Source organism: Laceyella sediminis (assembly GCF_003003125.1).
GTDB lineage: Bacteria > Bacillota > Bacilli > Thermoactinomycetales > Thermoactinomycetaceae > Laceyella > Laceyella tengchongensis.
In genome coordinates, this window is sequence record NZ_PVTZ01000004.1 from 24,290 (window position 1) to 50,309 (window position 26,020).

The following is a 26,020-nucleotide window of genomic DNA, read 5'->3' on the forward strand; positions in this document are numbered from 1 at the left end:
TTATGGGCAAACCTACGGGATTCATTGAATACAAAAGGGAAGAGCCACAAGAGCGGAATCCGCTTGCGCGTTTGAACGACTGGGAGGAATATCAACTTCCTTTTCCTGAAGAAAAATTGCAAATCCAAGGCGCTCGTTGCATGGACTGTGGCACGCCGTTCTGCCACGCCGGTTTTGAGTTAAATGGTTCAGCATCGGGTTGTCCTGTGCACAACCTCATTCCAGAATGGAACGATCTTGTCTACCGCGGGCGTTGGAAAGAGGCGCTAGACCGCCTGTTAAAAACCAATAACTTTCCCGAATTCACTGGACGCGTGTGCCCGGCTCCCTGCGAAGGGGCTTGTACGGTGGCTATTCATGATCCTGCCGTGACCATCAAAAACATCGAACTGGCCATTATTGAAAAAGGGTTTGCCGAGGGGTGGATCGTTCCTCGGCCGCCCCGATTGCGAACGGGGAAAAAAGTGGCCGTGGTCGGGTCTGGCCCCGCGGGATTGGCCAGCGCCGATCAATTGAATAAAGCGGGTCATACGGTCACCGTGTTTGAACGGGCCGACCGCATCGGCGGCTTGTTAATGTACGGCATTCCCAACATGAAATTGGAGAAGCGGGTAGTTGAACGCCGGGTGCGGCTCATGGAGCAGGAAGGGATCACCTTTGTCACCAACACCGAAGTCGGCAAAGATATCACGATGGATCAATTGCGATCAGAGTATGATGCAGTGATCCTGTGCGCTGGAGCGCAACAACAGCGTGACCTGGTGATAGAGGGGAGAGAGTCCGCAGGCGTAGAGTATGCGATGGATTATTTGACTGCGGCCACCAAGCAATTGCTGAATCCACAAACCGGCGAATCAGACTTATCAGCAGAAGGTAAAGATGTGATCGTCATCGGCGGCGGGGACACAGGTGCCGACTGCGTGGCGACCGCCTTGCGCCAACGATGCCGGAGCGTTGTACAATTTGGTAAGCACCCCCGGCTGCCTGATAAACGCCGTCCGAATAATCCCTGGCCAGAGTATCCTCATGTTTTCACACTGGATTATGCTTATAAGGAAGCAGAAGCAAAATTTGGCCGCGACCCGCGCCGATACTCGATTGCAACACGTAAAATCGTCAGTGATGCACAAGGCCGCGTGAAAGCATTGCACACCGTAGATATGGAGAAAATTTATGCGGCGGATGGTAGCTATACATTTAGAGAGATACCTGGCAGTGAGCGAATCTGGCCGGCCCAGCTCGTATTGATCGCCATCGGTTTCGCTGGAACGGAAGAAAAACTTCTCTCTCACGCAGGACTTGCGCACACCAATTTCAAAGTCAACTCCGCTTATGGCGATTACCGCACCAATCTTGAAGGGGTCTTTGTCGCCGGTGATATGCGGCGGGGGCAAAGCCTGATCGTATGGGCCATCCACGAAGGGCGGGAAGCGGCCCGCGCATGCGATCAATATTTGATGGCAACCGCAAATGGTGCTGAGAAAGCTATATAGAGATGCATACAAATGACAAAGTGGGAAGTCATTTTCTCGCTTTGTCATTTTTTATGGCATCGTTGATTTGGATTACGAAGGGTGTACGACTCAGCATACAGAAAACCGCTGGTAAATAGAGTGAATTCACCAAATAAAAGGGGGTTAGGCACCTGAAATATGGCCTCTTTCCATCAAAAACACCTCTATATAACGTTACAAAACAAATATTTTGTAACGTTGTGTAAGTATTTATTCAAATTCGATGGTTTTATCCTGCATATTTCTCAATTAACCCTTTCGATCTCACTAGAAAAAGTTAACTATAGTATTGAGAAATGAAATAAAAAAGCCTTTCAGAGCATATTTCGCACTCTCACTACATCTTCCGTGGCGGCTCCAGTCGTCCGTATGTTGTATATTTGTCGTCTAGCCGCCTGCTGTGTATCCAGATCATTGTTGTATCAACCACTCTCTCCCCGTTCATAAAAAAAGGAGCCTTGCGGCTCCTGACTAACATTAGCTGATACCATATCCAGTTAACAAGTACACGCCGACCCATGCGACAGAGCCACACAAGGCCCCGATCAAATATTGAGAACGGTTCAATTTCAACACACCCGCACCGTACGAGACCCCTATCCGGACACCGGGAATGAAGTATGACACAGGAATCCCCCAAAATCCATATTTGCGCACAAATTCAAGCGAACGTTCTGATTTCCCGATCAAAAAGCGCCATTTGGGAAAGGCCGCAAACAATTTCTGCTTGCCGAAAGCTGCCAGGAAATAGTTGATCAGTGAACCGAACAACACGGCAACAACTGATAAAAGAAAGGTAGGCAACAAAGAGAAAACACCTTTAGCGATCAGTGTCCCGGCATAAAATAGCACGACTTCGTCCGGAATTGGAAACCCGATGATCCCGAGCAGCAAGATAATGAACAATATCGGATAGCCGTAGCAAGCCACCCAACCCAGAATTAACGCTTCCGTCAAACCGTATCGCCCCTTTATGTCAACTCGCTTCAGATGCGGCTTCTTCTTTTTCCCATCGTTCCTCTGCATTAAACCAATAAAACCACTGCCCTGGAGCGTCTTTCACCATCTCCTCCATCTCTCGGTTCAAAAAATTGATCGCTCCCCCCCGCTCTTTGCGATCAAACATTTCGTACGATGAATGGGCTCTCGAAACGTAAGCTGGTGGCAAAACCCTTGTTCTCGAAACCCCATAAAGGGAATGACCGGTATGTTTTGTTCCAGCGACAAGACCGCCGCCCCTCCGGGAGTCCGTGTTTATCTCCCGAAAAAGATAGATTCAAGAAATTGCGGACGGTAAAAATCGCCAAGCAAGAATACTACGCCGTTTTTCTTCAGATGCGCCTTAAGCGTTTTCGTAATCTAGCCCATCGCACCCCAACCGTTGAAATAACAGATAGAAAGGACGAATATCTTCGCTTTGGGCAGTTACGACTGTCAAGCATGGATACTTCATCGACAAGTACCAGTAATAATAGAAAAAATTACCCAAGTGTGGAGTGAGCAGAATCGCTCCTCTGCCTCTTTCCAATGCTTGCTCCAGAATCTCTTCGCCTTCTACCCGAAATCGCCAGTCGATTGACACTTCTTGCCCTTGTGCCTTTTCACACCATGCTATTGTCCCACCCAGTCCTTTCAGATGAAGGTTAGGCGCTGTTACTCACGTCACTTCAGTGAGGTTCCATTTATGGAGCGGAGATGATAAGGCATCTTTAGGCGCAACGAGATACGCACAAAAGCGACATGATAGATGGAGAGAATGGGAAGAGGGCGTAGATTGATAGAAGAGTACCAGAAGCACAAAACACTATATAAACAGCACGCTAAGAAACCGGTCCTATGTAGAACCGGTTTTTATCTTGTTATAAACTCCAAGGAGCTTGTAACATAGAGCAATCAGTGACTGTTTTTTCTACAACGGGTTTACTCCTTATAATATTTTTTCAAAACTGTATTCCATCTCTCCAGCTAGCGCTTCTGGAGTGTCACCAGTTTTCCTGAAATCATGAATATAAATTTGTTCAAACGGACCAAAATTTACTTGCTTATAAAATTCAAAACATGGGAATCCATCATGTGCACCTTGAATCTTGACAATACCGTCTTTTTTGGCATGTACATTTAATAGATAGTCGACGGGAGGTGCATATAAATTTAATGGATTGCTAGCACTAGCACTCATTTGAAACTTGACGTCATCAGAACTCCATACAATATTCGTACACAAAATACCTTTTGTACTAGCTTTTCCTGTTCTTTTATAAACGGAGCCATCTGGTGCTGTGACTCTTTCTGTTGTTATGCCAGTATTCGCATATGTGAAAATTTCTTTTTTATAGAAATCTATAACTACTTCTTGTTCAATTCTGGAACGCATAGTGTTTACAGCATAAGGTGTAAATTCACGTGCGTCACCTCCGAATTGGATTACATTTCCTGTTTTAATATCTTTCTTAGGTTCAGTCCAAGCCATTGGAATAAATACACTCGCTCTAATTTTAATGATATTAGTCATGAAAAACACCTCTGTAATTCAAATTTTATTTTGGGTAATACATAATATTAACCCATTGAGCAAAACAGGCAATTTCTTTCTCATAATCAAGGTACTCTTCTAATTTATATCTATTTTCAAAAGTGCTAGGGGGTTCCCGCTCTTTCTGAGTCTGGTTCCTTCGCTTGATTAAAAGCGCCCAGTCACTCTGCTTCACATCATGCAAGCTTTCGATCAGGGTCATCTATTTCAATGAGCCTCTCTTGGGCGTAATTTAACTTCTAGATTGTCATTTTAAAACTATATTCCATTTCTCCAGCTAGAGCTTCAGGTGTATCACCAGTTTCTCTGAAATCATGAGTATAAATTTGTTCAAATGGACCAAAATCAATTTGTTTATAAAATTCAAAGCAGGGGAATCCATCATGGGAACCTTCAATATGTGCAACACCACTTTCGTTAACACGTATAGTTAATAAATAGTCAGCTGCAGGTGCTACTGTATTTAAAGGATTACTGGCACTTGCCCTCATTTCAAAAGAAACTTCATCAGAGCCCCACACAACATTAGTACATACAATGTTTTCTGTACCTGCTTTTCCTTTTTTATAATCAATAGAGCCATCTGGATTTGTAATTTTTACAGTTACGATGCAAGCATTTGCATATGTGAAAATTTCTTTTTTATAAAAATCAATAATCACTTCTTGCTCTAATCTTGACCGCATAGTGTTTACAGCGTTTGGTGTAAATTCACGTGCATCACCAGTATATTCGAATATCCTTCCTGTTGCAGGATCTTTAATAGGTTCCAACCAAGCATACGGCGCAAATACACTCCCTCTAATTTTAACGATGTTAGCCACGAGAAACCTCCGTTTCTAATTCTATATTAGGTAATTCACAACAATGAACTATTGAGCAAATCGGATAGCAACTTCTTTTGCATAATCAATTGCCTTGGTTTTAATATTTCCTGCTTCTTGTGGCATTTGTGCCATTCCTTCGGCAATAATTGATTCAATATCGGTAATCCCCATAAAGTTGCAAATAGCTTTCACAAAACGATCTCCAAATTCAAGTTCTTTCATAGGACTTTCTGAGTAAATCCCACCTCGTGCTTGAATATGAACAGCTTTTTTATTTGTTAACAATCCAACAGACCCTTGTTCTGTATATTTAAAGGTTTTTCCTGCAATACAAATGACATCAATATATGCTTTCATTTTGGGAGGAACACTAAGGTTCCACATAGGAGTCACAAACACATACTTGTCCGTGTTAGCAAACTGATCGGTTAACTCATTAATGCGACTTACTTTTGTTTGCTCATTATTAGATAACTCCTCAAATGGTATTCCTTGGCGAAGTTTACTCCAGCTATTTAACACATCTGCATCAATATAAGGGATATCCATTTTATACAGATCAAGATGCATGATTTCATCATTTGGTTTTACTTGTTGATACGCGCCTAAAAATTCTTTAGCGATAGACAAACTAAAAGACTCCATTTCTGTTTTAGGATTTGCTGTGATATATAACACTCTTGCCATTTGCTCATCATTCCTCACTTGTTTTCATGTCTGTATTTCCTAAACGGTGTAAAATTATTTGGGTATCCATCCCTTTCACCTATAATAGTTTATCATTCAACAGTTCACTAGTAAACCACTATCTTTTTCTATTTAATGGTAAATAATCTTGTTTTAGAGGGATTCATTTATAAAAATAGTCGCTTGGCATCATGAACTAAACTTTAGTATCATTATTGGAAAGTGAAGGAGAGTAAAATCATATGGATAATCTATTTGAAAATAATGTAGGAAAATATACATCGATCATTTGGCGCCATGTTCAGTTATACTTGGCTCAGCGTTTGGAATCATTTGGAATCGGTTCAGGACAATATAACTACTTGTTTGCTCTATATGAAAATGATGGTCAAAGCCAGCAAAAGCTCAGCGAATTGCTATTGGTTAATAAATCAGCAACAGTCAAAGCAATAAATAAACTAGAGGAGTTAGGTTTTGTTGAACGTCGAGTCAATCAGGAGGATAAACGTTACTATCATGTTTATCTAACATCCAAAGGCTGGTCTGTTATGCCTCAATTAAAAAAAATTGTAGCAGAAGTTCAAGAGGAATTATTTCGTGGCATGTCAGATGAGGAAAGAACTCTGTTATTACGCCTTATGCGTAAAATGGCTCATAATATTACTACTACCGTACGCCAAGACTGCAATGTAGATAGTTAATATACCAGTAAGTTACTGGTATTCAGCTTGTCGACAAAGTCTGTTATTGCAGGTCGACAAGCTGAGCAACCCTTGTAATGCTTTTTTCATGGCTTCTTTCGTTTGTTTCCAGTACCAGAATATCTGGGGCGATCAAAACCGGATAATTTTTGCCGCAGAACATAAACAACCCCCATTCAGCGTAAGGATAAGCTAAATGGGGGTTTAATTTTAGATTGAGGAGGCGGCACGATGAACCATTCATTCAGATTGCTACCTGGTGAACAAGCGACGCTCTCTTGTGGCACTTCACCCTTTTTGTTTCGAATCGATATCCTCATCCGCCCGCACGAAACGATCCGCATTCTCCGGCATGTGAATGGCGCACGACTAGAGCGGATTTCGGAACAGTCGGAAAGTAACACCATCTCCGTCCCCGACCGTTCTTTAGTGCATATACGGTGTTCTGCTGAGGAATGGGATTTTTGCCTTGACTGCATCAATTGATCTGCCTACTGGAAATATCTCGCATCTCAAATAAAAAGATTGATGTTCCCATCATTGGCCTCTGATATATAGGTGGCCACCCCGGCAAATTCCATGCCGTCTATCAACTCTTCCTTTTGTATACCTAGCACTTCCATCGACATGGTGCAGGCAATCAGCTTAATATCCAATTCCAATGCCATCTGGATTAACTCGTTCAACGTAGCAACATTTTTCTTTTGCATAACCCTTCGCATCATGATCGGCCCCAAGCCGGCGAAGTGAAGCTTGGACAACCCCAGCTTCTCGGGGCCGCGGGGCAAAAGCCAGCCAAATGTCTTGTCCATCCAGGATTTTTTCACATTGACCACTTGGTCTTTTCGCATGATATTAAGACCCCAAAACGTAAAAAACATTGACACTTGATTTCCCATAGCTGCTGATCCGGTAGCTATGATAAAGGCAGCCAATGCCTTGTCCAAATCACCGCTAAACACAACCATCGTTGTTTTTTTGCCGTTCATGGGTCAATCCTCTCTTCGTCCTTTTTTGATCCAAAAGCGATACGTCGAGCCATCGGTTTGTTGTTTAACGATCGTATGCCCATTTGCTCGGGCCCACACCGGAATGTCTTGTAACGCGCCGGGATCAGTCGTGTGCAACTCCAAAATTTCATTCACGGACAGTCGCTCGACCGCTCGCTTGGCTTGGATCAAGGGGACGGGACATTGCAAGCCTTTGCAATCAAGCACATGATTTGCTTCCATATCGCGCATCCTTTCTTTTTAAAATATCTCCACCAAAATATAGACAGATGCTCCTTGTTTGGTAAGATGAGAAACGGATTGACCCATCCGCGTTCGGTTTAAACGGGATCGAATCAATTTTTAATTTTTTTGAATAATATACGTATTACCATCATAAATAAAATTCAGATTGTGTGTCAATCAAATTTTGACCACTCAGTTAGATTTGCTAAAAGGGACACAGATTGTTAAGATTTTCACATTCAAGGCAGGCACCTTTTATGGTTAACTTAATGCTGGGGTGATAGTATGCTCAAACAACCTTTGGGTCGATTGCGTGTCATTGGCTTTCTTGAAGGAATGTCATATCTCATTTTATTATTTATCGCCATGCCCATGAAATATTTGGCTGACTATGCCATGGCCGTCACAATCACCGGCGGATTGCACGGATTGCTGTTCGTCCTCTTCATAGCTGCTGTAGGCCATGTTTCCATTGTAAACCGCTGGTCTGTGAAACAAATCATCGGCGCGCTGATCGCTTCGGTCATTCCATTTGGCACCTTTGTGTTGGACAAGCGCTTAAAGGAAAGCCACTCTCGTGAAGGATAAAAAGATGGGTAGCTAATCACCCATCTTTTTATCTGCCATGATTAATTCCATTCATCCCGATGCAGCTTGATGAACTCCAGATATTTTCGCTTCATCTCGAGCCGTTCATGATCAAACAATCCATTTTTCATCAATTGCATAAATTGTTTTCTTGTGATGGAACCTTTTCGATAAAGGCGGTTTAACCGTCTGCGCTCTTCAACCGGAAGCTTCTGAATCTGGTTCATCACCTGTCTCCTTCCGTTTGTTCAAATCAATGTGGATCAGCGGATAAATCAGGCTCGCAAAAAGAATCGCTCTTTCGATTTCTATTTTCTCATACGCGTCAACGGGCGTTCCCGTGACTGATAATACCCCAATTGTTTTTCCATCCAGCGAACCAGCCTTGATGGGGACGCACAAAATGGTGCGATACACCTTGCGAGATAACTCTTTGCGGTCGTATTCATACTCCAAATTCTCAACATCTGGGACATAATACAGTTCATTCGTGCGATACGCCTTCCCTGCCGAACTTCCGATAATCGGCGGGCGGTAAAATTTGACCCGGTGCGAATGTCCACTGGAATGGGCATAATGGATCAAGCAGTCTTCTTCGGGATGTTTGACATGGATGATACAACGCGGATTTTTCTCGCGAAAGCCCTTAAACGTATTGACAAGATAATCCAGAAGATTCATGAAAATGTCGTCACGGTTTTGGCGGAAATGCTCTTCTTCCACGATTGCGGTGGCGATTTCATCCGCAGTGTACATGATTTGTGACATCGTGTAAGTCTCATCGTCGTACCGGTTATCCAATTCTTCATACAGTTGTCGTAGTGTATTGATTTCTTGGGTCAGTTTGTTCACCTGTTTTTTCCCTTTGGTTATCTCCAGTTCTTTTTCTTTGATCAGTTCAAGCAATTCTTTCCGTTCTTGCTCCAGCAAAATAACTTTCTTTTCAAGCTCATCATTTTCCTCCTGGCACCGTTCCAATTGGATTAACGTCACTTGCCTCCCTTGATCTGTTTCTTCCAAGTTACGTCCCATCCAATCATTTTTTCCGGTGCCATAGCGATAAAGATGGATGATAATCATGACGACCAATCCAGCAGCAACAATATATGCGAGGAAATTGAGAAACCATCCCGAACTGTCATTCAATATCTCCAATAATTTGATTAAATCTTCCGCCATATTATCTCCCCTTAACATATGGCATCAAACTACAATCCAAATGATGACCTATAACAATTATATCGAATATTTTATTTTTTCAACAATAAAAATTTTCCTTTATTTATGGGATAATAGGTGGCAGAGGTGAAAATGGAATGACTGTAAATCGTTTAATCCAGAATTTGGAACATTGGAAAGGCAGAGCCGTTGGAAATTGGGGAGTTTGGATCGAAGATTTAACCAGCGCTACCACTTGGGCATGGAATGAAACCAAATCATTTTACGCGGCAAGCATCATAAAAGTTCCAATCATGGTTGCCGTTTATAAGCAGGCGTTTCTAGGCCGTTTGGCATTGGCCGATGAGATCATCTTGACGGCCGAAGACCAAGTGGGAGGAACAGGCGTTCTGCAACATCTATCACCAGGGCTGCGCCTCTCGGTACAAGACTTGACCACACTGATGATAATCCAAAGCGACAACACCGCCACCAATATCCTTATTGATCTGTTGGGGACGGAAACGATCCGTGAAACCATGGATGAACTTGGTATGCGACAAAGTACCTTTTACAACAAGTTGATGATCGTACCAGCGGAGCCAGCAGGCCTGAACATGATTACCGCAGCAGATGTTGCCCGATGCTTCCGCCACATCGCTCAGGGTAAGGCTGTATCGCAACATGCAAGCAGACAAATGGTCGAAATCTTAAAAAAACAGCAACTCCGAGACTGTTTCCCGACGGGACTACCAAGCCAGCACGGGGATATCATCGGCTGGTTACCGGAATGGGAATTGGCCCACAAGACAGGGATGGTCACCCGAACGCTGCATGATGCTGGTATTTTATTTACCAAGTCACGGGCGGTGGTGATGGTTGCGCTGAGTGAGGAGTGTGAATACGAGCAAGCACAACAACAAATGAAACAATTGGCCCGTTTGGTATATGAGGCATGTTTTGAATCCGATTAACCCCCCAACACAAAACGATGCGCCGCTCATGCAATAAACGGCGCATCGAGTCCAGCATCAGCACCAATGGTAAGTAAGGTATCATCACCTCTTGACTACAGTTTGATTTAAAGTATTCACATCAATTTATAGCTCATTATGGATGATCTAGTGATTCAGACCATCTATTACATGCCTCCCGGCCTAATCTTTTGCTTCCATCCACATGCCTTTCACCAAGACCGATTTGATAACCCAACGCTCTCCATCTTTGACGCATGGAAAACGAATGTCCTCATCAGGGTGATAAAGGTACAAGTGCCGATCCGTCTGCAATAACACAATGCTTTCGTGTATCAATCGTTCGATCTCCTGGCCTGTTAAATTTTTCCCCAACCTCTCTTCCAAGCGTTCACGCAGATGGCGCGAAAAATGAAAGAAACGTCGGTTAAAGGCAATCACCTGCCTGCTCTACTTCTTTCAAAAAATGATACACCAAGTCTCGTTTAAATCCTGGAAGCGCTTTCATCATGGTTATGGTAAAGTGGAAAACGCCCATTCGCTTAACCAATTCCTGAATTTTCTTCTTAGAATTATCTGACACTAATCCGAATTCTTTGGAGAAAAATTCGATGATGTCATCGATCTCCTCTTTAGGCAGCTCTTTTTCGGGCAATTTGTCTTTCATCTCTTTAAGCACGGCGAAGGGAGTCTCTTCTCTTTCCGCCAAATGGATCAATGACAATTCCAGTTTGTTGTCTTCCTTGATCTGTTTCACTTGGGCCTCTAACAAGTCGTTCACTTCCAGATTAAAACCGGGGGGGATTTGCGATATATGGATCAGGCCAGGTACAAGATGTTGATCCTTGGTCACCACAAATGCCCCATAATCCACCAACTTCGTGACGCGGACGGGTACCATTTCACCTTCTTCATAAGGGACAGCATGTTTACGGCTAGTTTTGTTCAAATATTGTGAAATCCTCTCGTCGATGCCCATTCTTCTCTCCTCCGTTTTTTTTGGTACTTATCATTATATAAGAAAGGACGACTTTCGTAACAGTGGGCAATTCTGTTTTTTTCAAACAAATCTAGACCATCCGAGGCGATTACATCCAAAACCTTCCGCGGTAAAGGGTTAATCAACAAATAATACAACGGCCAGGGCTCCTGCAAGGGATAGCGATTGCAGGAGCCCTGGCCGTTTGCATGACTAACTAAATTAAACGATGATACCCATTTTGTTCAATCTCTTCTTCACTTCAGTAACGACAAATTCAGCATCCTGTTCGTTGTTCACCACATCGATTTCGTCCATGTTCACCACCAACACCTCTGAAGCTTTGTAATGGTGATGAACCCAGTCATCATAACCGGACCACAGTGTGCGGTAATAATCCACCAAGCTGGGATCCTGTTCAAATTCACGTCCGCGCATGCCAATCCGAGTCAGTACCGTTTCAAAAGATGCGCTCAGGTAGACCATCAGGTCGGGGGCCTTTTTGGGCATCCCTTCGATCTCCTCCAACATATTGTCCAGCAAACGCTCATACGCATGGAATTCCAAATCATTGATGCGGCCCAACTCGTTCAGGGTTTTCGCAAAGTACCAATCCTCATAAATGCTACGATCCAAAACGTTTTTCTTGTCGGTCAAGGCCCGCTTGATGGCCTTAAAACGCGTATCCAAAAAATGCAATTGCAACAAAAACGGATAGCGCATGCGCTCGCTTTCTTCCTCTGATGCGGTATACAACAAAGGAAGCAACGGATTGTCATCAACCGATTCATAAAACACTTTACTGTTCAAGGCCTCGCCCAACAATGTCGCGACACTGGTTTTCCCCAGCCCAATCATCCCGCCGACTACGATCACTAGTTCGTCACTCCCCACCATCTTGTTCACCTCTAAGCTAACTTGCTCATATCGGGTTGTCTTGCTTATATCAGTTATTATCATAACGAATGAATCCAAGCAACTTATAGATCATACCATCAATGGAAGCAATGGCGCCAGGGGGAAATTTTTACGTCGCCGTCGGACTACCATAGCATTGAAATATCAAGAAGATCCAAAATGAGAGTTCCCATTGCATCTTATCTCTGATCGTAAAATATATATATGATTTTTATTTTTATCAATTATTGTAGCGGCAATGCGCGCAATTGTGTGTAGAATTAGGTACATTATGTTAATTTAATATTTTACAAATAATGACCGTAAGTTTATAATATGAAACGAAGACACAATATAATAGAGGTGAAAAAGCGTGTTAAAATGTAATCTAGATTTAATCTTAGCTAAAAAGAAATACGAAGGATTTATGCTTGATTTAAACGGAAACAAAGTGAAGCCCACCAAAACGAATTTAGCCATCGCCTTGGGCGTAGTGAAACAACAAGTAACCATGTGGACAAGCAATACTGCTTATCCCAGAATGGATACACTGTACAGAATGGCAAAAATTTTGGGTGTTTCCACCGATGAGTTGTATACTTTTGAAGAGAGTGAAGAAGAAATTCAAAAACATAGAGAAGAAATAGCAAAACGACTTAAAGAAGAAGAGGAAAAATCTAAAAAACGAAAAAAAGAATATCAATTAGCGAAACAACAGAAAAAAGAGTAAGCATGAAGAAAGTTGCTTTATTTATTTAAAGAAGTACTGTTTATTGACTGCTCAGTCTAACAACGGTTGAGATAAAGAAAACCTAGCAACTCGATTTTTGCTAGGTTTTCTTTGCACAGCTAAAATGCCGTTATTCAGCGGATGGCTTGCTGACAAACAACCAGTCGTGAATCTTGAGAACCTCGGTCATATCAACCTGGGGTTTAAGCATGTAAAGGATTTCGTACCCCAACACGATTCCCATCAACAGGTTGGTGATGGTTTGGGTATCCATGTCAGAACAGATTTGCCCCAGCTCCTGGCCTCTTTCAACGATTATATGGAGGAATTCCGACCATTGGTTGAAGTTCAGTTCTAGCCATTCCCGAACCGTTTCGTCTTTGCGGGAATATATGACCAACTGATAAAAGGTGGCCGTCCATGTCAATGGATCGTCACCAAGGCTGGCGTATATTTTGGCGGTCACTTTTTCCAAGATGGCCCGCACATCACAATTGTCGAGGGACAATTCCTCTTTAATCTCAGCCGCCATATGCCCATACCCGCGGTCCAAACGGGTTCGCATCAATTCATACAACATTTCTTCCTTGCTTTTGAAATGTACATAGAAAGAACCTTTGGTTCTGCCGATATGTTTCATGATCTCATCAATGCTTAGCGCATCAAATCCTTTGTCGGCCATCAGCTGGAATGCGGTTTCAATGATTTTTCTTTTCGTTTCTTTCCCTGTGGAATATTTCATGCGAGCCTCCAATTGTATTCAAATTGAGTGAATAAATACTATTATATATTGATTTTGATAAATAGGTATCCTGTAAAGAAAGCGTACCAAACACACAGTTTCATTTCAACCTTAAAGGGGTGTGGAACATCGAAATCGGATACAAATAACGGGAGTCATAAGTGAAGCAATCAGATATGGGGTTTGATGCCACTGGCCAGTTCTGCTCCAACTTCATATATGATATACTAACCGGGAACATTCGTCGAATCTGAGAAAAGGGGGATTGTGATGAAAATATCCGTTATTTTAGGCAGCTCCCGTGACAATGGGAATGCAGAGACGCTTGCGCGGCGGTTGTGCGATGGGCTTGATGTGGAATGGATCACCTTGCGAGACAAAGACATTCGCCCGATCCGTGACCAACGCCATACAGAACATGGATTTGAGCCGGTCGATGATGAATATGAAGATGTGATCCGACAAGTCATGAACAGCGATATCCTCGTCTTTAGCACGCCGCTATACTGGTATGGCATGTCTGGCCACATGAAAAATTTTGTGGATCGCTGGTCGCAAAGCCTACGCAATCCGGCATACGATTTTAAAGGCGCAATGAAGGACAAGCCCGCTTATGTGATTATCTCCGGCGGGGAGTCGGCCAAAATCAAAGGGCTGCCCTTGGTTCAGCAATTCCAGTACATATTTGAATTTATGAATATGAAATTTGCCGGCTATGTCATCGGGCGGGGTACCAAGCCTGGTGAAGTGTTAAATGACAAAGTCGCTTTGCAAGAAGTAGACCATCTCAACCAAGCTCTCAAAAACATGAGCGTCTGATAAAATTGCGCGGCATAAGCCCACCCATTCTCCGGGTGGGCTTATGTTGTGTGGTCAGCTTTTTCAGCTTTTTACGCTTTGATCACTCTCTGCCCCACTCCTGACGCTGTTGTTGTGTACATGTAACCGCATTTTTCGCAATATCCTTCCAAGTCAGTCGTCAAATAAAGGCGTTCATGAGGTTAATAAAGCGCAAAATCCCTTTTCTTAAGTGGTTTCCAACTCTAATCAAACTGCTTGAAATACAGGTGTGTATACACTCCATCGCGTGCAAGTAACTCATCGTGCGTACCTTGTTCCACAATACCATCCTTTGTTAGTACAATAATTCGTTGGGCATTGCGGATAGTGGAAAGGCGATGGGCAATAACGAGGGTCGTACGTCCTTTAGCTAACGATTCTAGTGATTTCTTGACGATGCTTTCACTCTCGTTATCTAGCGCGCTCGTTGCCTCATCTAAAATAAGAACGGGTGGATTTTTTAAGAATACGCGAGCGATACTTAGTCGCTGCTTTTGACCACCAGACAATTTGACACCTCTTTGTCCGATCTCGGAGTGGTAGCCGTTTGGCAAACTCATAATAAAATCATGGGCATTGGCGTGCTTGGCTGCCGTGATAATTTCTTCATCGCTCGCCGCTGGATTTCCGTAGCGGATATTTTCCATCACCGTTCCCGCAAAAAGGTAAACATCTTGCTGTACAATACCGATGTTATTTCTTAATGACTGCAGATCGATATCGCGAACGTTGATCCCGTCTAGTAACACCTCCCCATCTGTCACATCATAAAAGCGAGGGATGAGCGAGCATAATGTTGTTTTTCCCGCACCAGACGGACCAACTAACGCAACGTACTCTCCCGGTTGTATACGAAGCGACAGGTTTACTAAGACATTGTCCAAATGGTCTTCGTAACGGAAGGAAACTTGCTTGAACTCAATCTCGCCATGTACCTCTGGCAAGGTTATGGCATCCGGTTTGTTTTCGATTGCTGGCTTCAGATTCATGATTTCCATAAAGCGCTGGAAGCCAGTGATTCCTTCTTGAAACTGCGTGCTCATATGAGTCAGTCGTTGAATTGGTTCAATCATAAAGTTGATATACAGTAAGAAAGTAATCAAATCAGCTAACTCTAAAGTGTTATTCACAATGCTAGCACTACCTAAGATAATCACCGTGATCGTAATCAGTTGGATAAACGCTTCAACACCATTGAAAAAATACGCTTCCGCCTTGTACGTTTTCTTTCGGCTATTGAGAAAACGATTGTTTTCTCGGTTAAACTTCTCAATCTCTACGTGCTCGTTGGCAAACGATTTTACCACGCGGATTCCTGATAGACTATCCTCTACCTGTGCGTTTACGTCCCCGATTCGCTCTTTGTTTCTTCTTAATGCCTTGTTCAACTTCTTATTAAAATATAATGTAAAGGCACCTAAGAATGGTAAAAAACAGAACACAGCGATTGTTAAGGGGGCGTTAATAAAGAACAGAATGACAAATGCTCCAATAAAACGGGCGAGATATTTGACGTAGTCTTCTGGACTGTGATGGTAGAGCTCGGAAAGCAGTAGCAGGTCGTTCGTTATTCGAGACATGAGCTGACCTGTCTTTTCCTTATCGTAAAAGCTTAAGGAAAGCTTCTGCATATACGCGAACAACTCGCTACGCATATCCCTTTCCATACGAGCACCGACCTCATGACCTTTGTAGTCTACAAAGTAGTTCCCAATATTCTGGATCACGACTAAAACAAGCATCAGCCCACCAATCCAGTACACTTCACCTAGCGCAGTGGATAAGTCTCCTTCCAGAACATCTTTCGTAATATACCGAACGAGTAATGGAAACACCAAAGTCACAGCAGATACGATAAAGGCGCAGGCCAATACCGACAGAAACAACGTTAAATACGGTTTGTAATATGAGAAAAATTTTTTTACTGGAAAACGCATGATTTACCCCTTTTTTTGTGTTATTTAAATAAACACATATAAGGGGTACACCATTTACAAATAAGAAGATGTTCCACCCTTATATGTTTGTACGGTTTGATTTGTCATGGTTTTCATGTGAATTGCCTCCTTGTTCGTTAATACTTTCATTTTAAATTGAGTTTATGCAGGAGTAAACATCATTATTTGGTCAATTTACACTATAAATAATAATAAGAAATATCCATCTTATTCTAACTTCACATCTAAAGGTTGGGGTGGTTCCTTTAAATCAATGATGTAATCGCCAAATCGCTTAATATTTTTTGTAAGAACCTTCTCGTCTTAACTGCCGACAGCGGTCAAATCTACGACGTTTTGGAAAATAACCGCGTTTGCAACCAAAGCATTATACTTGTAGCATTCAGAAATGAGAAGATCGCAGTTTTCCCAAGGAAGCAATTGTTCCCGATAATGTCGACGAAGCGGCCGGTTATTGGATGAAATCGCCAGCTTCACGTCTTCTTTTTCCGGAAGGTTCATAATACATATAAAGTATTCATCTTCAATGCCGAGGGGGGACTGCCATGTTAAAACGGCGTCGGTTGGTCTATAAACGACCCTGGACGTTGTCTTTGGCCCAATGGATCAAGCGTTTCACACCACCGATCCGCTTGCGCCGGGCATCGGGGTTCGCCCCTCGCCGGGCTCCTTCCCCAACGCCGAATGCGGGCCTTCCCTACCGCATGATTCAGCGTGGTCCGAAGATGAAGCTGATTTTCCTTCTTCTGATTTGTGCGTCCATCATCATCTTTCCTTTATGGTTCATTGAAGTTCAATATGATACGACGTTATCGACGATTGCCAAGACGGAAGCGAAGAAGATAGTTGAGGAAGCATTCTTAAAAGGCGTCGCAGATGTTCAGGATGCACTGAGCAAAGAAAAAAAACAAGTCGCTTTCATGCATAAAGACCAACAAGGTCGGATTGCCGGCATCAGTTTTGACAGCCACACAGAAGGCAAGATATACCACATTCTGACCGGCCGCATCTTGCATGAATTGAAAGAATCCCAAGACCGCGAGCTTCACATCTCGTTGGGGAAAATCGCCGAAAGTAGCATTTTATCCGATTTCGGGCCGAATATCCCTTTGGATATCTGGATTGAAGGATCACCCCATGTCACGCTGACGACCAAAGTGGAGCAATCGGGGATTAACACGACATTGGTAAATATCTTGATTCATGCAGAAATCGAAATCTCCACCCTATTGCCATTTGCCAAAGAACACTTCACTGTCAAGTTCGATTATCCCATTATTCGGGAGTTGGTGGTGGGCGAAGTGCCAAGCATCATGCCGGACGGAACCAAGACCAAACCAATCCCGCTCGTCCCGAATTAAAAAAGCAGATGGGCATAACCCATCTGCTTGTTTTGTTTGTTACCGATCCAAAATCGTTTTGAATGTCGTCTGATCAAGCCGTTTGATCAATGCCAGGGCAAACGCTTTAGCTGCCTCAACATCTTCTTTGTCAACAATCGACGCATGGGAATGAATGTAGCGCGCACAAATGCCAATCGCCGCGGAGGGAATGCCAATCCCTGATTGATGCACCCGTCCAGCATCGGTGCCTCCTTGGGACACAAAGAATTGATAAGGGATTTGCTCAGACTCTGCGGTGTCCAACAAAAAGTCTCGCATACCCGGTGAAGTAATCATGGACCGATCGTAAATACGGATGACCACTCCGCCCCCGATCTTGCCAAATCCGTCGCTCACGCCCGGGGTGTCGCCCGCCGGCCCGGAATCAACAGCTAAAAACACGTCAGGCTGGATCATTTCCGCGGCCACTCCGGCCCCGCGCAAACCGACTTCTTCCTGAACCGTCGCCCCGGCGTACACCGTGTTGGGATGATCCGTCCGGGCCAACTCTTCCAGCACTTCCAATACCAATCCACAACCAAAGCGATTATCCCACGCCTTGCTCATCACCCGTTTGCCGCCTTCCATTTCCACGAACGGACAGTGGGGCACGGCGACATCCCCAAGGCGGATCCCCCACTCTTTCACGTCCTCTTCACTGGTTGCGCCGATATCGATAAACATTTGATTGACGTCCACGACTTTGTTGCGCCGCTCGTCACTCAGCAAGTGTGGAGGCACAGAACCGATCACCCCTGGAATCCGCTTGCCATCCCGAGTGATCACATCGACCCGTTGTGCAAGCAACACTTGGGACCACCAGCCACCTAGGGGTTGGAACTTCAAAAAGCCGTCTGTAGTGATGCGGGTAATCATGAAAGCGACTTCATCCATGTGTCCAGCAAACAGGATTTTGGGTCCTTCTTCCGCACCGCGTTTTACGCCATAGATGCCTCCTAGCCGGTCCTGTACAATCTCTTCGGTCACTTCGGATATGTATGTACGCATCACTTTCCGCATAGCTTGTTCAAAACCGGGAGCACCCGGCGTTTGTGTCAAAACTTCGTATCGTTCCCAGTTGATGGTGCTCATCGGGACTCCTCCATTTCAAGTGAATTTTGCAATTTTTCTTCTTGAGATTGTTTCCATTCCCGATATCTCCGATGTACGGTCGCCCGTGAAACATCATATCCAAACCCTTTTAACGTGGCCGCGATCTCCTCATAGGTGAGCTTTTTCTCCTTTAATGCCACGATTTGCTCCAACGGGACTTCTTTCTTTTCGCGTCCGCCCAATCCTTGGTTCTTGAGATTCTTGGCCGGATTGAATCCCTTTTCTCTCACTGCGCGCCGCATGCCCCAACTGATCTTTTGATTCATCATTTTCCGTTGCAATTCTTCCACTTTGGCTATGATCGACAATACCGTCGATTCACCAGCATCCAATTCCAACTCCCCGCGCTGTTGCAGGGAGTAAATCGTGCAACCAGACCGATGGAGCTGATGGATAATGGCCAATTTCGCTTCTCCCCGTCCTAGTCGCGTATCGTCTTGAATAAGGACGGCCTCGACTTTTTCTTGTTTCAACGTGTCAAACAGCTCGTGCAAACCGGGCCGGTTAAGGTCAAACCCACTGTATTGTTCAGAAATGACCCGCACGACTTCAACAGACAACTCTTCAGCCCATTGCTTCAGATCAAGGACTTGCCGCTCCAAACTCGTTTCCTGCTCTTCCTTCTTCGTACTGACACGCGCATAAATGATCGCTTTCATCTTTACTTCTCGCTACCATCCTCTCACAATCTTGCAAATCCACATCGATTTAGGTAAAGTGGGTTAGAAGGAGTGATATGAATGATCGATCAACAATTAATTAATAGAATCAATGAATTGGCTCGTAAAAAGAAAACGGTTGGGCTTACGGAATTAGAGCGAAAAGAACAACAGAAGTTATATAAAGTCTACTTGGGAGCCATCCGCGGACAAGTAAAACAACAATTATCCAACATTCGTTTTGTCGAAGATCAACAATAATTTGGTAAACGATTCAATTATATCGCATGTCACGTTGACGAACAAATGGTTAAGTCAGCGCGTCAGAGGAAAGCAGAGTGACCATACTCTGCTTTTTTTGCCTTCAACGCAAAAAGAGCCTGGGTTTCCAGACTCTATGCATCCGTGTCATACCAGGGATTTAGGTGAATGAGAACTTCTTGTATTTCCCCATCATGCGCCATCAACGCCTGTTTGATTTTCCGTGCGGTATCATGCCCTTCCTGAATCGACAACTCACCAGGTAGGCCCACCCGCACATCGACAATCGTATAGTGCCCGTGTTCTCTAGCCCGGATGCGGTCAATCCGTTTGACATGGGGGACGTTTAAAATAATCTGAGAGTATTCTTTGATCTTTTCTTCCGGAAGATTTCTCTCCATCAAAATACCCATGGATTCCCGCCCCATATCAATTGCGATCTTGATGATCAATAAAGAGACAACAATGCTGGCCAGCGGATCCCCGTATTGCGCAAAAGGGAGGCCATATTGTTGACCAGCGATGGCCGCGCCAATCCCAATCACCGCGGCGAGGGAAGCGTACACATCGGACAAATGGTCATAGGCCGTGGCGATCAAAGCTTTGCTGTTCTCCCTGCGTCCGATGCGAATAGTGTAAATGTAAAGTACCTGTTTCCAAACCAATGACAGCACCGCAGCCGCAAAGGATAACCAATGCGCTTCCACAGCGGGCTCAAACAACGATACGATGGAGTGATAAATCATATAAAGCCCGATAATAAACAAAATAACCGCTACAACACCAGATGCAATAACCTCCGCTTTCCCATGCCCATAGGGGTGTTCTTCATCTGCCGGTTGCTTGGACACCCGCATCGAACCTAATGTCGCTGCCGACGCAATCACATCGGCCGCATTATGAGCACCGTCGGCGATCAACGATGGACTTCGAAACACAAATCCGACCCCAAACTTCAAAACCGTCAGCACAACATTGCTTACCAAACCGATCGCGGCCGCTACCATTGGCGAGTTTAGCCATGTTTTCACTTTCTTCACCCATCTTTTACTGTTCGCTTTTGGGTCGAATTTTAAACGGACAGATCATGTTTTGGCGGTTGTTTGTACCTCATGCGTTGGCTCCCCATGGTAAAATAAAAAAGGACTCAATGGCCACATAGACAGCGAGTCCTTTTTGTGTTTCCGTTGTTCAAAAGGAAATGAATCCACACTCTTGCCAAGCAGATAGAGTACATAAAAAAAGCAAGGGGATTTTCCAAAAAAATGTGTTCTGCCGTACTTTTGCGGGCGGGGCTTTGCATTGGACGCATTTGTGTTTATAATACAAACTAGTTACATATATAAATCAATTTGTGAAATTGGAGTTGGTTCCGATGATGCCGTTTAAAGAAATGACCCGATTGGATAAATTGATTCACGAACCCGCCCGGTTGGCGATCATGAGTGCGCTGGAGGCTTGCACCATGGCGGAATTTCTGTTTTTGCAAGAGCTGACCGGACTGACCAAAGGCAATCTTTCATCCCATTTGTCCAAATTGGAACGGGCCGGTTACGTGGATATCAGCAAACAATTCGTCCGAAAAAAGATCCCCCACACGACCATCCGTATCACCCATGATGGCAAAACGGCTATCGCTAGATATTGGGAGCAATTAGACCGCATTCGCGAAACGGTGCGCGAATGGCATCAGAAAGAATAAGGAAATTCATCCGCTAGATAATAGCGTTTGAGACGGGGCAATGACTGATTGTTAATAGATAAATCCTGCCCGATCGGCATATCTTGCCAAGCGATTCCCAACTCGCGACGAAATTTCTCTTTAATTTCCGGACGATGCCCTTCATTCATAATCAATCTACGTGCATCCGCAGTAAGAATGCAATTGACGATCCAGTTGAACAAGAAGTCCACTTCCCGCTGGCTCAATCCCTCCGCCATGATGGCCGCATGGGCTCGGCGCAAGCCATCTTTGGGCGTCATCCCTTGCCTGAGTGCCGCCAGGGCGTTTTCTTCGACCCGCTTAAACGTTTGGAGACTAATATCTATACTCATAACCCTTCCCTTTCTACTCGCCTGTTTTTGTTATTTTTTAACATTTACGTGACAGAATCCTGCCGGCAAAATCTGACAAAAAGATGTCAAAACAAAGTTTTTCGTGGCGGGTGGCTCGATCGCCTGTGCTGATCTCCGATGTTAGACCAGCATCCGCCATTAGGTTTAGAAAGGAAGTTGAAACAAAGATGACTGCTCAAAAAATCATTGATAATGTGACGAGAAAATTAGAAGGGGTTCCTGGGATCGTCGGAGTGGTGTTGGGAGGATCAAGAGCGCGCGGCACTCATCGGCCGGATTCTGATATAGACATCGGCATTTATTATGATGAATCAGCAGGATTTGACGTGGCTCGGTTGAACGAAATTGCGTTACGCCTTTAGGAGGCTGGGGGCCATGGGTCAATGCAGGAGGGTGGCTCATCATCCAAGGGTATCATGTTGACTTTATTTTGCGTGATACAAACAGAGTCTCTCAAGTCATTGATGATTGTCTGAAGGGTTCCGTTACAGCTCATTATCAAACAGGCCATCCTCACGCGTATCTTAATGTCATGTATATGGGGGAAGTGTCCATTTGTAAAATTCTTGCCGACCCGACAAATCAACTTGCTGCATTAAAGGCGAAAACCCAGCCTTACCCAGAAACTCTGCAAGAAGCCATCATGAAATGGTTTCTTTTTGAAGCATCTTTTTCCCTGATGTTTGTGGATAAAGCTGTACATCAGGATAACCTTTCTTATGTTGCCGGACATTTCTTTCGCGCGATTTCTAGTTTGAATCAAGTTTTATTTGCCAAGAACAAACAATATTGCATCAATGAGAAGAAAGCGGTCATGATGGTTGATCAGTTTGCAATCAAGCCTGTTGACTATAAAAAAAGAGTGGATCAGATTTTTACACTGCTCTCCAAAGATGAAAATCAGACGAGACAAACTGCCGACATGCTCCGGGATCTAGTCGCCGAAACAGAAAAGATTCTTCAAAGTAAATAAAGACAATATGAAATGACTTGAGTCACCCAAAAAGGTTTCTCAAGTCATTTTTCAAAGAAATGGGCGGGTGGTGCCAACATTGCCAGTGCTCTCACTTTTCGGATTCGTCTACGCCGGTTTCGTCAGGTATCTCCTCTGACAAGCCCAATTGACGAAATCGGTAGCGGCACCAGTAAGCTGAACGGGCATAGTCATAATGATACTTGCTAAATGAGCCATCGGGATGGAGATATGCCCACGCTTCGGGATATTCCTCCTTGATCAACTCAAGTACCGTTTCTCTCTCATCTTTCATCCTGTGTTGATCAAACCCGTGTTTGGCGGCGATCCATTCCAAAGAATCGGACACAAAATGCGGCACCTGGCGCCAATTTTTCCGCCACTCCTCATACGATTCAATCAGATAGTCGACGGACAGGTCAGAGTCGAAAATATCGTAAAGCAAATGTCCTGGGAGCATCTCTCTTGTTTTCATATGACATCATCACACCGATCATTGTTTTATTGAGAGTAATATACAATCACCCTCTTATCCATTCCTGCTATTTTTGTGAAAAAAACCCAACCTTCTTCATAGCAACTTCCCAGAAGGAAAGCGGCATGAAAACAAGAAGAGATTCAGGGCGAAAGTGACTGATTGATGAGATGCCAAAGGAGGCCATAATGAACATCATCAACGATCTCGAACCTGGAACATTTGATCTGCATATTCACACTAGTGCTTCAGATGGTGTGTTTACACCCGCTGAAATGGTGGAAAAAGCATCCGCGATCGGCTTGCAAACCATCGCCATCACCGATCACGATACAGTGGCCGGTGTTGCTGAAGCGATGGCAGCCAGCCAATCCACCTCGCTGACAGTGATTCCTGGTGTGGAGATCCGTACACGTTGGCAAAAATATAATGTGGATGTATTGGGTTATAACTTGCGGGATTTACTCCAAATGCAACAGCGGTTGCGCATTCTCCATAAAGACCGGAACGAGCGGGCCAGACGCATTATCGATAAATTCCGCCAGTTCAACATGCCTATCACCATGGAAGATGTTCGCCAATACAGCGGCGACGGTGTTATTACCCGCCCCCATATTGCAAAAGCGATCGTTGCCAAAGGCTATCTCTACAGTGTGCGTGATGTTTTTCGGCATTACTTAGGTGACGGCCGACCCGCTTGCGTTGATTTGATAGGGCTTTCGTTAGAAGAGGGCATCCAGATGATTCATGACGCCGGTGGAGTCGCCGTTCTCGCCCACCCTTATTGTTTTAAAAACCCGACCCATATTGAGGAGATGATCGCATTGGGGTTGGACGGCCTCGAAGTCTGGCACCGTGAACACCGTCCACGGGATGTCAACAAGCTGATTCGCCTCGCTGAGAAACATCATCTCTTCGTTACGGGCGGTTCCGATTTTCACCATAATGACCACCCTTTGGGGCGCTTTTTGATTTAAATCCTGACCGACCGGGCTTGGTCCCGGTTTTTTTATTTCCCCCCCCTGTAAAGAGGCGACGGTTTTGATTAAACTATAAAAGAAAGACATTTCGTGTACAGAAAGGTTAGACTGAGATGAGCTTAAAAAACTTAGGGATCCTATTGGCGCTAGCCGCATTGTGGGGGGCTTCTTTTCTTTACATCCGTGTGGCGGTCTCGGAGGTGGGACCTGTCTTTTTGGTTTGGTTGCGTGTGGGGATCGCCTTATTGACCCTACTTGCTTATGCTTTTTTGTTGAAGATTCCCTTTTCCATAAAAAAAGATCATGCGAAGTATTATTTGCTTGGTCTCATGAACACAGTCCTTCCCTTTGTCTTGATTTCTTACGCTGAAGTCCATATCACATCCTCTTTCGCCGCGATTTTAAACGCAACGACTCCCTTGTTCACTGCGGTGGTCGCACGGGTGTGGTTAAAGGAAATGTTCACGGTTCAGAAAGTTTCGGGACTTCTGATTGGCTTCATCGGTGTCTGTGTTCTTGTCGGTTGGTCACCCATGGAATTAAACTTGGCCACTGTCTTGGCTATTTCCGCTTCACTTCTCGCAGCGCTTTTTTACGGCTTGGGCTCTACTTACGCCAAAAAAACGTTTGACGTATCGCCCTTATCCCTGTCAATCGGGCAATTATTGGGAGCCACAGCGTGCATCCTGCCTTTTGCAGCCATGGATGTCCCTGCTAAACTCCCATCCCTTCCAGTCACTTTCTCCATCTTGGCATTGGCGATCTTGTCCACTGCGTTCGCCTACTTGCTGTATTTCCGGTTGCTCCGGGATGTCGGGCCGACACAAACCAATTATGTGACCATGCTGGTGCCAGCCTTTGGCGTGATCTGGGGCATGATGTTTCTGGATGAGCCGATGACAACAGGTACCGTCATTGGGATGTTTCTCATCTTGGTCAGTGTCCTCTTCTTCTCCAACTTACCCCTGTCTAAGCGAAAAAAAGCTACAGATGATCATGCAGCTTAAGTCGAAAAGCCTTAGTCCCCTTGCGGCTAAGGCTTTTTACGACGCTGATATTCAACTCCTATTAATTACAAAAATTGAAAATGATGAAAAGGAATTTCGGGATGAGGGTATAAATATTTGAGGTTGAATCTTTTCACACAGCGAAAGGAGAACGTGGCATGAAAGATATTGAATCTTTTTTGCGCGGTTTCAAACCAGCCTTGCTCACCAATCCGCACTACCAATCGTATCATGCAGTTGAATCATTGAAGTTGGCTTCTTATCCAAGTGTCGGCGTCCGCCTTCATCAGATGGACCAGCTCTTATATTTTCAAACGGAGGCCAACAAACGCCGTTTTTTGGAACAAACACACCTCCTCCTTCCCGACTCCCCTGCTTACCATCGGGAAGTGGGATTGGCGCTGGGGTTTCCGCCCCGAGCGGTAGAATATTACGTGTCGGTCATGCATCATGAGGGAGTGGATGAGTGCAGAGTGTATTTGGAATACTGCGGAATTGGTTTTGTCACTTCGCTTGACTACATGCAGGAAGACATCCTATGGCTCTGGCAACATGTCCCGACAGAGGCGCATAAGTTCAACACCAATGTCTGCTATAAAATACGTGGGCAACAAAAACCATGCCATCTGATCATCCGTTACGGCGATCTCTCCGCTTTATCCTCTGCATATCACACCATAAAAAAAATGCTGGAAGAATCCAGCGTCCGCATTTGAAATGGGATCGTTTCT

The 26,020-nt window shown here is 44.5% G+C and carries 35 protein-coding genes; 15 read left to right on the forward strand and 20 right to left on the reverse strand.

The window, feature by feature from the left end; all coding sequences use genetic code 11:
• Positions 1-2 precede the first annotated feature (2 nt).
• Positions 3-1,493, forward strand: a complete 1,491-nt coding sequence (locus CLV36_RS06235) for a glutamate synthase subunit beta (protein ID WP_106342056.1) — start codon at positions 3-5, stop codon at positions 1,491-1,493.
• Positions 1,494-1,991: 498 nt separating this feature from the next.
• Here the strand turns inward: CLV36_RS06235 and CLV36_RS06240 are convergent, their stop codons facing one another.
• The 6 genes from CLV36_RS06240 to CLV36_RS06260 form a co-directional block, all read right to left on the reverse strand.
• Complete coding sequence (locus tag CLV36_RS06240) at positions 1,992-2,471, reverse strand: DedA family protein (RefSeq protein WP_181352847.1); 480 nt, start codon at positions 2,469-2,471, stop codon at positions 1,992-1,994.
• A gap of 385 nt (positions 2,472-2,856) precedes the next feature.
• A complete protein-coding gene (locus tag CLV36_RS16960) occupies positions 2,857-3,096 on the reverse strand; it encodes an LpxL/LpxP family acyltransferase (protein ID WP_181352848.1) in 240 nt (79 codons plus the stop codon).
• Between the two features lie 345 nt (positions 3,097-3,441).
• On the reverse strand, positions 3,442-4,026 hold the full coding sequence (locus CLV36_RS06245; protein WP_102992466.1) for a DUF3238 domain-containing protein: 585 nt from the start codon (positions 4,024-4,026) through the stop codon (positions 3,442-3,444).
• Positions 4,027-4,051: 25 nt separating this feature from the next.
• Positions 4,052-4,249 (reverse strand): hypothetical protein, encoded by a 198-nt coding sequence (locus CLV36_RS06250; protein ID WP_102992467.1) that lies wholly within the window; start codon positions 4,247-4,249, stop codon positions 4,052-4,054.
• Positions 4,250-4,286: 37 nt separating this feature from the next.
• Entirely contained in the window at positions 4,287-4,871 is a 585-nt protein-coding gene (locus CLV36_RS06255; protein ID WP_102992468.1) for a DUF3238 domain-containing protein, read from the reverse strand.
• 48 nt (positions 4,872-4,919) lie between these two features.
• Positions 4,920-5,561: an FMN-dependent NADH-azoreductase gene (locus tag CLV36_RS06260; RefSeq protein WP_106342057.1), complete on the reverse strand. Its 642-nt coding sequence runs from the start codon at positions 5,559-5,561 to the stop codon at positions 4,920-4,922.
• A gap of 242 nt (positions 5,562-5,803) precedes the next feature.
• On the opposite strand from CLV36_RS06260, the gene CLV36_RS06265 reads away from it, so the two are divergent.
• Both CLV36_RS06265 and CLV36_RS06270 read left to right on the forward strand, forming a co-directional pair.
• Entirely contained in the window at positions 5,804-6,262 is a 459-nt protein-coding gene (locus tag CLV36_RS06265) for a MarR family winged helix-turn-helix transcriptional regulator (protein WP_102992470.1), read from the forward strand.
• A 231-nt stretch (positions 6,263-6,493) separates the two neighbouring features.
• Positions 6,494-6,748: a hypothetical protein gene (locus CLV36_RS06270; protein WP_102992471.1), complete on the forward strand. Its 255-nt coding sequence runs from the start codon at positions 6,494-6,496 to the stop codon at positions 6,746-6,748.
• A gap of 26 nt (positions 6,749-6,774) precedes the next feature.
• Here the strand turns inward: CLV36_RS06270 and CLV36_RS06275 are convergent, their stop codons facing one another.
• The gene (locus CLV36_RS06275; protein ID WP_022738221.1) at positions 6,775-7,251 is read right to left on the reverse strand and encodes a DsrE/DsrF/DrsH-like family protein; all 477 of its coding nucleotides are present in this window, start codon (positions 7,249-7,251) and stop codon (positions 6,775-6,777) included.
• Positions 7,252-7,254: 3 nt separating this feature from the next.
• Positions 7,255-7,494, reverse strand: coding sequence for a sulfurtransferase TusA family protein (locus CLV36_RS06280; protein ID WP_106342058.1), 240 nt, complete (start codon positions 7,492-7,494; stop codon positions 7,255-7,257).
• A gap of 288 nt (positions 7,495-7,782) precedes the next feature.
• On the opposite strand from CLV36_RS06280, the gene CLV36_RS06285 reads away from it, so the two are divergent.
• A complete protein-coding gene (locus CLV36_RS06285; RefSeq protein ID WP_106342059.1) occupies positions 7,783-8,085 on the forward strand; it encodes a DUF3817 domain-containing protein in 303 nt (100 codons plus the stop codon).
• 41 nt (positions 8,086-8,126) lie between these two features.
• Here the strand turns inward: CLV36_RS06285 and CLV36_RS06290 are convergent, their stop codons facing one another.
• Both CLV36_RS06290 and CLV36_RS06295 read right to left on the reverse strand, forming a co-directional pair.
• On the reverse strand, positions 8,127-8,312 hold the full coding sequence (locus tag CLV36_RS06290) for a hypothetical protein (protein WP_102992475.1): 186 nt from the start codon (positions 8,310-8,312) through the stop codon (positions 8,127-8,129).
• Entirely contained in the window at positions 8,284-9,264 is a 981-nt protein-coding gene (locus CLV36_RS06295; RefSeq protein ID WP_106342060.1) for a GAF domain-containing protein, read from the reverse strand. The genes CLV36_RS06290 and CLV36_RS06295 overlap by 29 nt, the downstream gene beginning before the upstream one ends.
• A 137-nt stretch (positions 9,265-9,401) precedes the next feature.
• Between CLV36_RS06295 and CLV36_RS06300 the strand changes: the two genes are divergently transcribed.
• Positions 9,402-10,217, forward strand: coding sequence for a serine hydrolase (locus tag CLV36_RS06300; RefSeq protein ID WP_106342061.1), 816 nt, complete (start codon positions 9,402-9,404; stop codon positions 10,215-10,217).
• A 183-nt stretch (positions 10,218-10,400) separates the two neighbouring features.
• Here CLV36_RS06300 and CLV36_RS06305 read toward each other — a convergent pair whose 3' ends face one another.
• From CLV36_RS06305 to CLV36_RS06315, 3 genes are all read right to left on the reverse strand, one after another.
• Positions 10,401-10,658 carry a hypothetical protein gene (locus CLV36_RS06305; RefSeq protein WP_106342062.1) on the reverse strand — a complete coding sequence of 86 codons (258 nt, stop codon included), beginning with the start codon at positions 10,656-10,658 and terminating at the stop codon, positions 10,401-10,403.
• Entirely contained in the window at positions 10,645-11,196 is a 552-nt protein-coding gene (locus tag CLV36_RS06310) for a S1 RNA-binding domain-containing protein (RefSeq protein ID WP_106342063.1), read from the reverse strand. The genes CLV36_RS06305 and CLV36_RS06310 overlap by 14 nt, the downstream gene beginning before the upstream one ends.
• 222 nt (positions 11,197-11,418) lie before the next feature.
• A complete protein-coding gene (locus tag CLV36_RS06315) occupies positions 11,419-12,093 on the reverse strand; it encodes a deoxynucleoside kinase (RefSeq protein ID WP_022738211.1) in 675 nt (224 codons plus the stop codon).
• A 373-nt stretch (positions 12,094-12,466) separates the two neighbouring features.
• Here CLV36_RS06315 and CLV36_RS16965 point away from each other — a divergent pair, with 373 nt between their 5' ends.
• Entirely contained in the window at positions 12,467-12,823 is a 357-nt protein-coding gene (locus CLV36_RS16965) for a helix-turn-helix domain-containing protein (RefSeq protein ID WP_123827443.1), read from the forward strand.
• 130 nt (positions 12,824-12,953) lie between these two features.
• On the opposite strand, the gene CLV36_RS06325 is transcribed toward CLV36_RS16965, so the two are convergent.
• Complete coding sequence (locus CLV36_RS06325; protein ID WP_106342065.1) at positions 12,954-13,565, reverse strand: TetR/AcrR family transcriptional regulator; 612 nt, start codon at positions 13,563-13,565, stop codon at positions 12,954-12,956.
• Positions 13,566-13,835: 270 nt separating this feature from the next.
• Between CLV36_RS06325 and CLV36_RS06330 the strand changes: the two genes are divergently transcribed.
• Complete coding sequence (locus tag CLV36_RS06330; protein ID WP_106342066.1) at positions 13,836-14,384, forward strand: flavodoxin family protein; 549 nt, start codon at positions 13,836-13,838, stop codon at positions 14,382-14,384.
• Positions 14,385-14,608: 224 nt separating this feature from the next.
• On the opposite strand, the gene CLV36_RS06335 is transcribed toward CLV36_RS06330, so the two are convergent.
• A complete protein-coding gene (locus CLV36_RS06335) occupies positions 14,609-16,342 on the reverse strand; it encodes an ABC transporter ATP-binding protein (RefSeq protein WP_106342067.1) in 1,734 nt (577 codons plus the stop codon).
• Between the two features lie 566 nt (positions 16,343-16,908).
• Between CLV36_RS06335 and yunB the strand changes: the two genes are divergently transcribed.
• Positions 16,909-17,724, forward strand: a complete 816-nt coding sequence (gene yunB / locus CLV36_RS06345; protein ID WP_106342069.1) for a sporulation protein YunB — start codon at positions 16,909-16,911, stop codon at positions 17,722-17,724.
• A 39-nt stretch (positions 17,725-17,763) separates the two neighbouring features.
• Here yunB and CLV36_RS06350 read toward each other — a convergent pair whose 3' ends face one another.
• Positions 17,764-18,837 (reverse strand): M42 family metallopeptidase, encoded by a 1,074-nt coding sequence (locus CLV36_RS06350; protein WP_102992485.1) that lies wholly within the window; start codon positions 18,835-18,837, stop codon positions 17,764-17,766.
• Positions 18,834-19,517, reverse strand: coding sequence for a YneB family resolvase-like protein (locus CLV36_RS06355; protein ID WP_022738202.1), 684 nt, complete (start codon positions 19,515-19,517; stop codon positions 18,834-18,836). Before CLV36_RS06355 ends, CLV36_RS06350 begins: the two co-directional genes overlap by 4 nt.
• Before the next feature lie 81 nt (positions 19,518-19,598).
• Between CLV36_RS06355 and CLV36_RS06360 the strand changes: the two genes are divergently transcribed.
• The gene (locus tag CLV36_RS06360; RefSeq protein WP_106342070.1) at positions 19,599-19,778 is read left to right on the forward strand and encodes a DUF896 domain-containing protein; all 180 of its coding nucleotides are present in this window, start codon (positions 19,599-19,601) and stop codon (positions 19,776-19,778) included.
• Between the two features lie 134 nt (positions 19,779-19,912).
• Here the strand turns inward: CLV36_RS06360 and CLV36_RS06365 are convergent, their stop codons facing one another.
• The gene (locus CLV36_RS06365) at positions 19,913-20,785 is read right to left on the reverse strand and encodes a cation diffusion facilitator family transporter (protein WP_106342071.1); all 873 of its coding nucleotides are present in this window, start codon (positions 20,783-20,785) and stop codon (positions 19,913-19,915) included.
• Between the two features lie 368 nt (positions 20,786-21,153).
• Here CLV36_RS06365 and CLV36_RS06370 point away from each other — a divergent pair, with 368 nt between their 5' ends.
• A complete protein-coding gene (locus CLV36_RS06370; RefSeq protein ID WP_022738198.1) occupies positions 21,154-21,480 on the forward strand; it encodes a transcriptional regulator in 327 nt (108 codons plus the stop codon).
• On the opposite strand, the gene CLV36_RS06375 is transcribed toward CLV36_RS06370, so the two are convergent.
• Positions 21,468-21,833: a hypothetical protein gene (locus CLV36_RS06375; protein ID WP_106342072.1), complete on the reverse strand. Its 366-nt coding sequence runs from the start codon at positions 21,831-21,833 to the stop codon at positions 21,468-21,470. The genes CLV36_RS06370 and CLV36_RS06375 overlap by 13 nt on opposite strands.
• A 188-nt stretch (positions 21,834-22,021) precedes the next feature.
• Here CLV36_RS06375 and CLV36_RS18015 point away from each other — a divergent pair, with 188 nt between their 5' ends.
• Both CLV36_RS18015 and CLV36_RS06380 read left to right on the forward strand, forming a co-directional pair.
• The gene (locus tag CLV36_RS18015; RefSeq protein ID WP_425436566.1) at positions 22,022-22,216 is read left to right on the forward strand and encodes a nucleotidyltransferase domain-containing protein; all 195 of its coding nucleotides are present in this window, start codon (positions 22,022-22,024) and stop codon (positions 22,214-22,216) included.
• 68 nt (positions 22,217-22,284) lie between these two features.
• Positions 22,285-22,827, forward strand: a complete 543-nt coding sequence (locus tag CLV36_RS06380; RefSeq protein ID WP_425436567.1) for a DUF4037 domain-containing protein — start codon at positions 22,285-22,287, stop codon at positions 22,825-22,827.
• A gap of 91 nt (positions 22,828-22,918) precedes the next feature.
• On the opposite strand, the gene CLV36_RS06385 is transcribed toward CLV36_RS06380, so the two are convergent.
• Complete coding sequence (locus tag CLV36_RS06385; RefSeq protein ID WP_146130605.1) at positions 22,919-23,302, reverse strand: hypothetical protein; 384 nt, start codon at positions 23,300-23,302, stop codon at positions 22,919-22,921.
• A gap of 188 nt (positions 23,303-23,490) precedes the next feature.
• On the opposite strand from CLV36_RS06385, the gene CLV36_RS06390 reads away from it, so the two are divergent.
• From CLV36_RS06390 to CLV36_RS06400, 3 genes are all read left to right on the forward strand, one after another.
• A complete protein-coding gene (locus tag CLV36_RS06390; RefSeq protein ID WP_181352849.1) occupies positions 23,491-24,279 on the forward strand; it encodes a PHP domain-containing protein in 789 nt (262 codons plus the stop codon).
• 116 nt (positions 24,280-24,395) lie between these two features.
• A complete protein-coding gene (locus CLV36_RS06395; RefSeq protein WP_106342075.1) occupies positions 24,396-25,289 on the forward strand; it encodes a DMT family transporter in 894 nt (297 codons plus the stop codon).
• Between the two features lie 158 nt (positions 25,290-25,447).
• Positions 25,448-26,005, forward strand: coding sequence for a hypothetical protein (locus tag CLV36_RS06400; protein ID WP_106342076.1), 558 nt, complete (start codon positions 25,448-25,450; stop codon positions 26,003-26,005).
• Positions 26,006-26,020: the final 15 nt, after the last annotated feature.

What these genes read in the sequence shown, in the direction of transcription:
- CLV36_RS06235 (WP_106342056.1), top strand. Translation starts at nt 3, where the DNA reads ATGGGCAAACCTACGGGATTCATTGAATACAAAAGGGAAGAGCCACAA.
- CLV36_RS06245 (WP_102992466.1), bottom strand. Translation starts at nt 4,026, where the DNA reads ATGACTAATATCATTAAAATTAGAGCGAGTGTATTTATTCCAATGGCT.
- CLV36_RS06250 (WP_102992467.1), bottom strand. Translation starts at nt 4,249, where the DNA reads ATGACCCTGATCGAAAGCTTGCATGATGTGAAGCAGAGTGACTGGGCG.
- CLV36_RS06260 (WP_106342057.1), bottom strand. Translation starts at nt 5,561, where the DNA reads ATGGCAAGAGTGTTATATATCACAGCAAATCCTAAAACAGAAATGGAG.
- CLV36_RS06265 (WP_102992470.1), top strand. Translation starts at nt 5,804, where the DNA reads ATGGATAATCTATTTGAAAATAATGTAGGAAAATATACATCGATCATT.
- CLV36_RS06270 (WP_102992471.1), top strand. Translation starts at nt 6,494, where the DNA reads ATGAACCATTCATTCAGATTGCTACCTGGTGAACAAGCGACGCTCTCT.
- CLV36_RS06275 (WP_022738221.1), bottom strand. Translation starts at nt 7,251, where the DNA reads ATGAACGGCAAAAAAACAACGATGGTTGTGTTTAGCGGTGATTTGGAC.
- CLV36_RS06280 (WP_106342058.1), bottom strand. Translation starts at nt 7,494, where the DNA reads ATGGAAGCAAATCATGTGCTTGATTGCAAAGGCTTGCAATGTCCCGTC.
- CLV36_RS06285 (WP_106342059.1), top strand. Translation starts at nt 7,783, where the DNA reads ATGCTCAAACAACCTTTGGGTCGATTGCGTGTCATTGGCTTTCTTGAA.
- CLV36_RS06290 (WP_102992475.1), bottom strand. Translation starts at nt 8,312, where the DNA reads ATGAACCAGATTCAGAAGCTTCCGGTTGAAGAGCGCAGACGGTTAAAC.
- CLV36_RS06295 (WP_106342060.1), bottom strand. Translation starts at nt 9,264, where the DNA reads ATGGCGGAAGATTTAATCAAATTATTGGAGATATTGAATGACAGTTCG.
- CLV36_RS06300 (WP_106342061.1), top strand. Translation starts at nt 9,402, where the DNA reads ATGACTGTAAATCGTTTAATCCAGAATTTGGAACATTGGAAAGGCAGA.
- CLV36_RS06310 (WP_106342063.1), bottom strand. Translation starts at nt 11,196, where the DNA reads ATGGGCATCGACGAGAGGATTTCACAATATTTGAACAAAACTAGCCGT.
- CLV36_RS06315 (WP_022738211.1), bottom strand. Translation starts at nt 12,093, where the DNA reads ATGGTGGGGAGTGACGAACTAGTGATCGTAGTCGGCGGGATGATTGGG.
- CLV36_RS06325 (WP_106342065.1), bottom strand. Translation starts at nt 13,565, where the DNA reads ATGAAATATTCCACAGGGAAAGAAACGAAAAGAAAAATCATTGAAACC.
- CLV36_RS06330 (WP_106342066.1), top strand. Translation starts at nt 13,836, where the DNA reads ATGAAAATATCCGTTATTTTAGGCAGCTCCCGTGACAATGGGAATGCA.
- CLV36_RS06335 (WP_106342067.1), bottom strand. Translation starts at nt 16,342, where the DNA reads ATGCGTTTTCCAGTAAAAAAATTTTTCTCATATTACAAACCGTATTTA.
- yunB (WP_106342069.1), top strand. Translation starts at nt 16,909, where the DNA reads ATGTTAAAACGGCGTCGGTTGGTCTATAAACGACCCTGGACGTTGTCT.
- CLV36_RS06350 (WP_102992485.1), bottom strand. Translation starts at nt 18,837, where the DNA reads ATGAGCACCATCAACTGGGAACGATACGAAGTTTTGACACAAACGCCG.
- CLV36_RS06355 (WP_022738202.1), bottom strand. Translation starts at nt 19,517, where the DNA reads ATGAAAGCGATCATTTATGCGCGTGTCAGTACGAAGAAGGAAGAGCAG.
- CLV36_RS06360 (WP_106342070.1), top strand. Translation starts at nt 19,599, where the DNA reads ATGATCGATCAACAATTAATTAATAGAATCAATGAATTGGCTCGTAAA.
- CLV36_RS06365 (WP_106342071.1), bottom strand. Translation starts at nt 20,785, where the DNA reads ATGGTAGCGGCCGCGATCGGTTTGGTAAGCAATGTTGTGCTGACGGTT.
- CLV36_RS06370 (WP_022738198.1), top strand. Translation starts at nt 21,154, where the DNA reads ATGATGCCGTTTAAAGAAATGACCCGATTGGATAAATTGATTCACGAA.
- CLV36_RS06375 (WP_106342072.1), bottom strand. Translation starts at nt 21,833, where the DNA reads ATGAGTATAGATATTAGTCTCCAAACGTTTAAGCGGGTCGAAGAAAAC.
- CLV36_RS18015 (WP_425436566.1), top strand. Translation starts at nt 22,022, where the DNA reads ATGACTGCTCAAAAAATCATTGATAATGTGACGAGAAAATTAGAAGGG.
- CLV36_RS06385 (WP_146130605.1), bottom strand. Translation starts at nt 23,302, where the DNA reads ATGAAAACAAGAGAGATGCTCCCAGGACATTTGCTTTACGATATTTTC.
- CLV36_RS06390 (WP_181352849.1), top strand. Translation starts at nt 23,491, where the DNA reads ATGAACATCATCAACGATCTCGAACCTGGAACATTTGATCTGCATATT.
- CLV36_RS06395 (WP_106342075.1), top strand. Translation starts at nt 24,396, where the DNA reads ATGAGCTTAAAAAACTTAGGGATCCTATTGGCGCTAGCCGCATTGTGG.
- CLV36_RS06400 (WP_106342076.1), top strand. Translation starts at nt 25,448, where the DNA reads ATGAAAGATATTGAATCTTTTTTGCGCGGTTTCAAACCAGCCTTGCTC.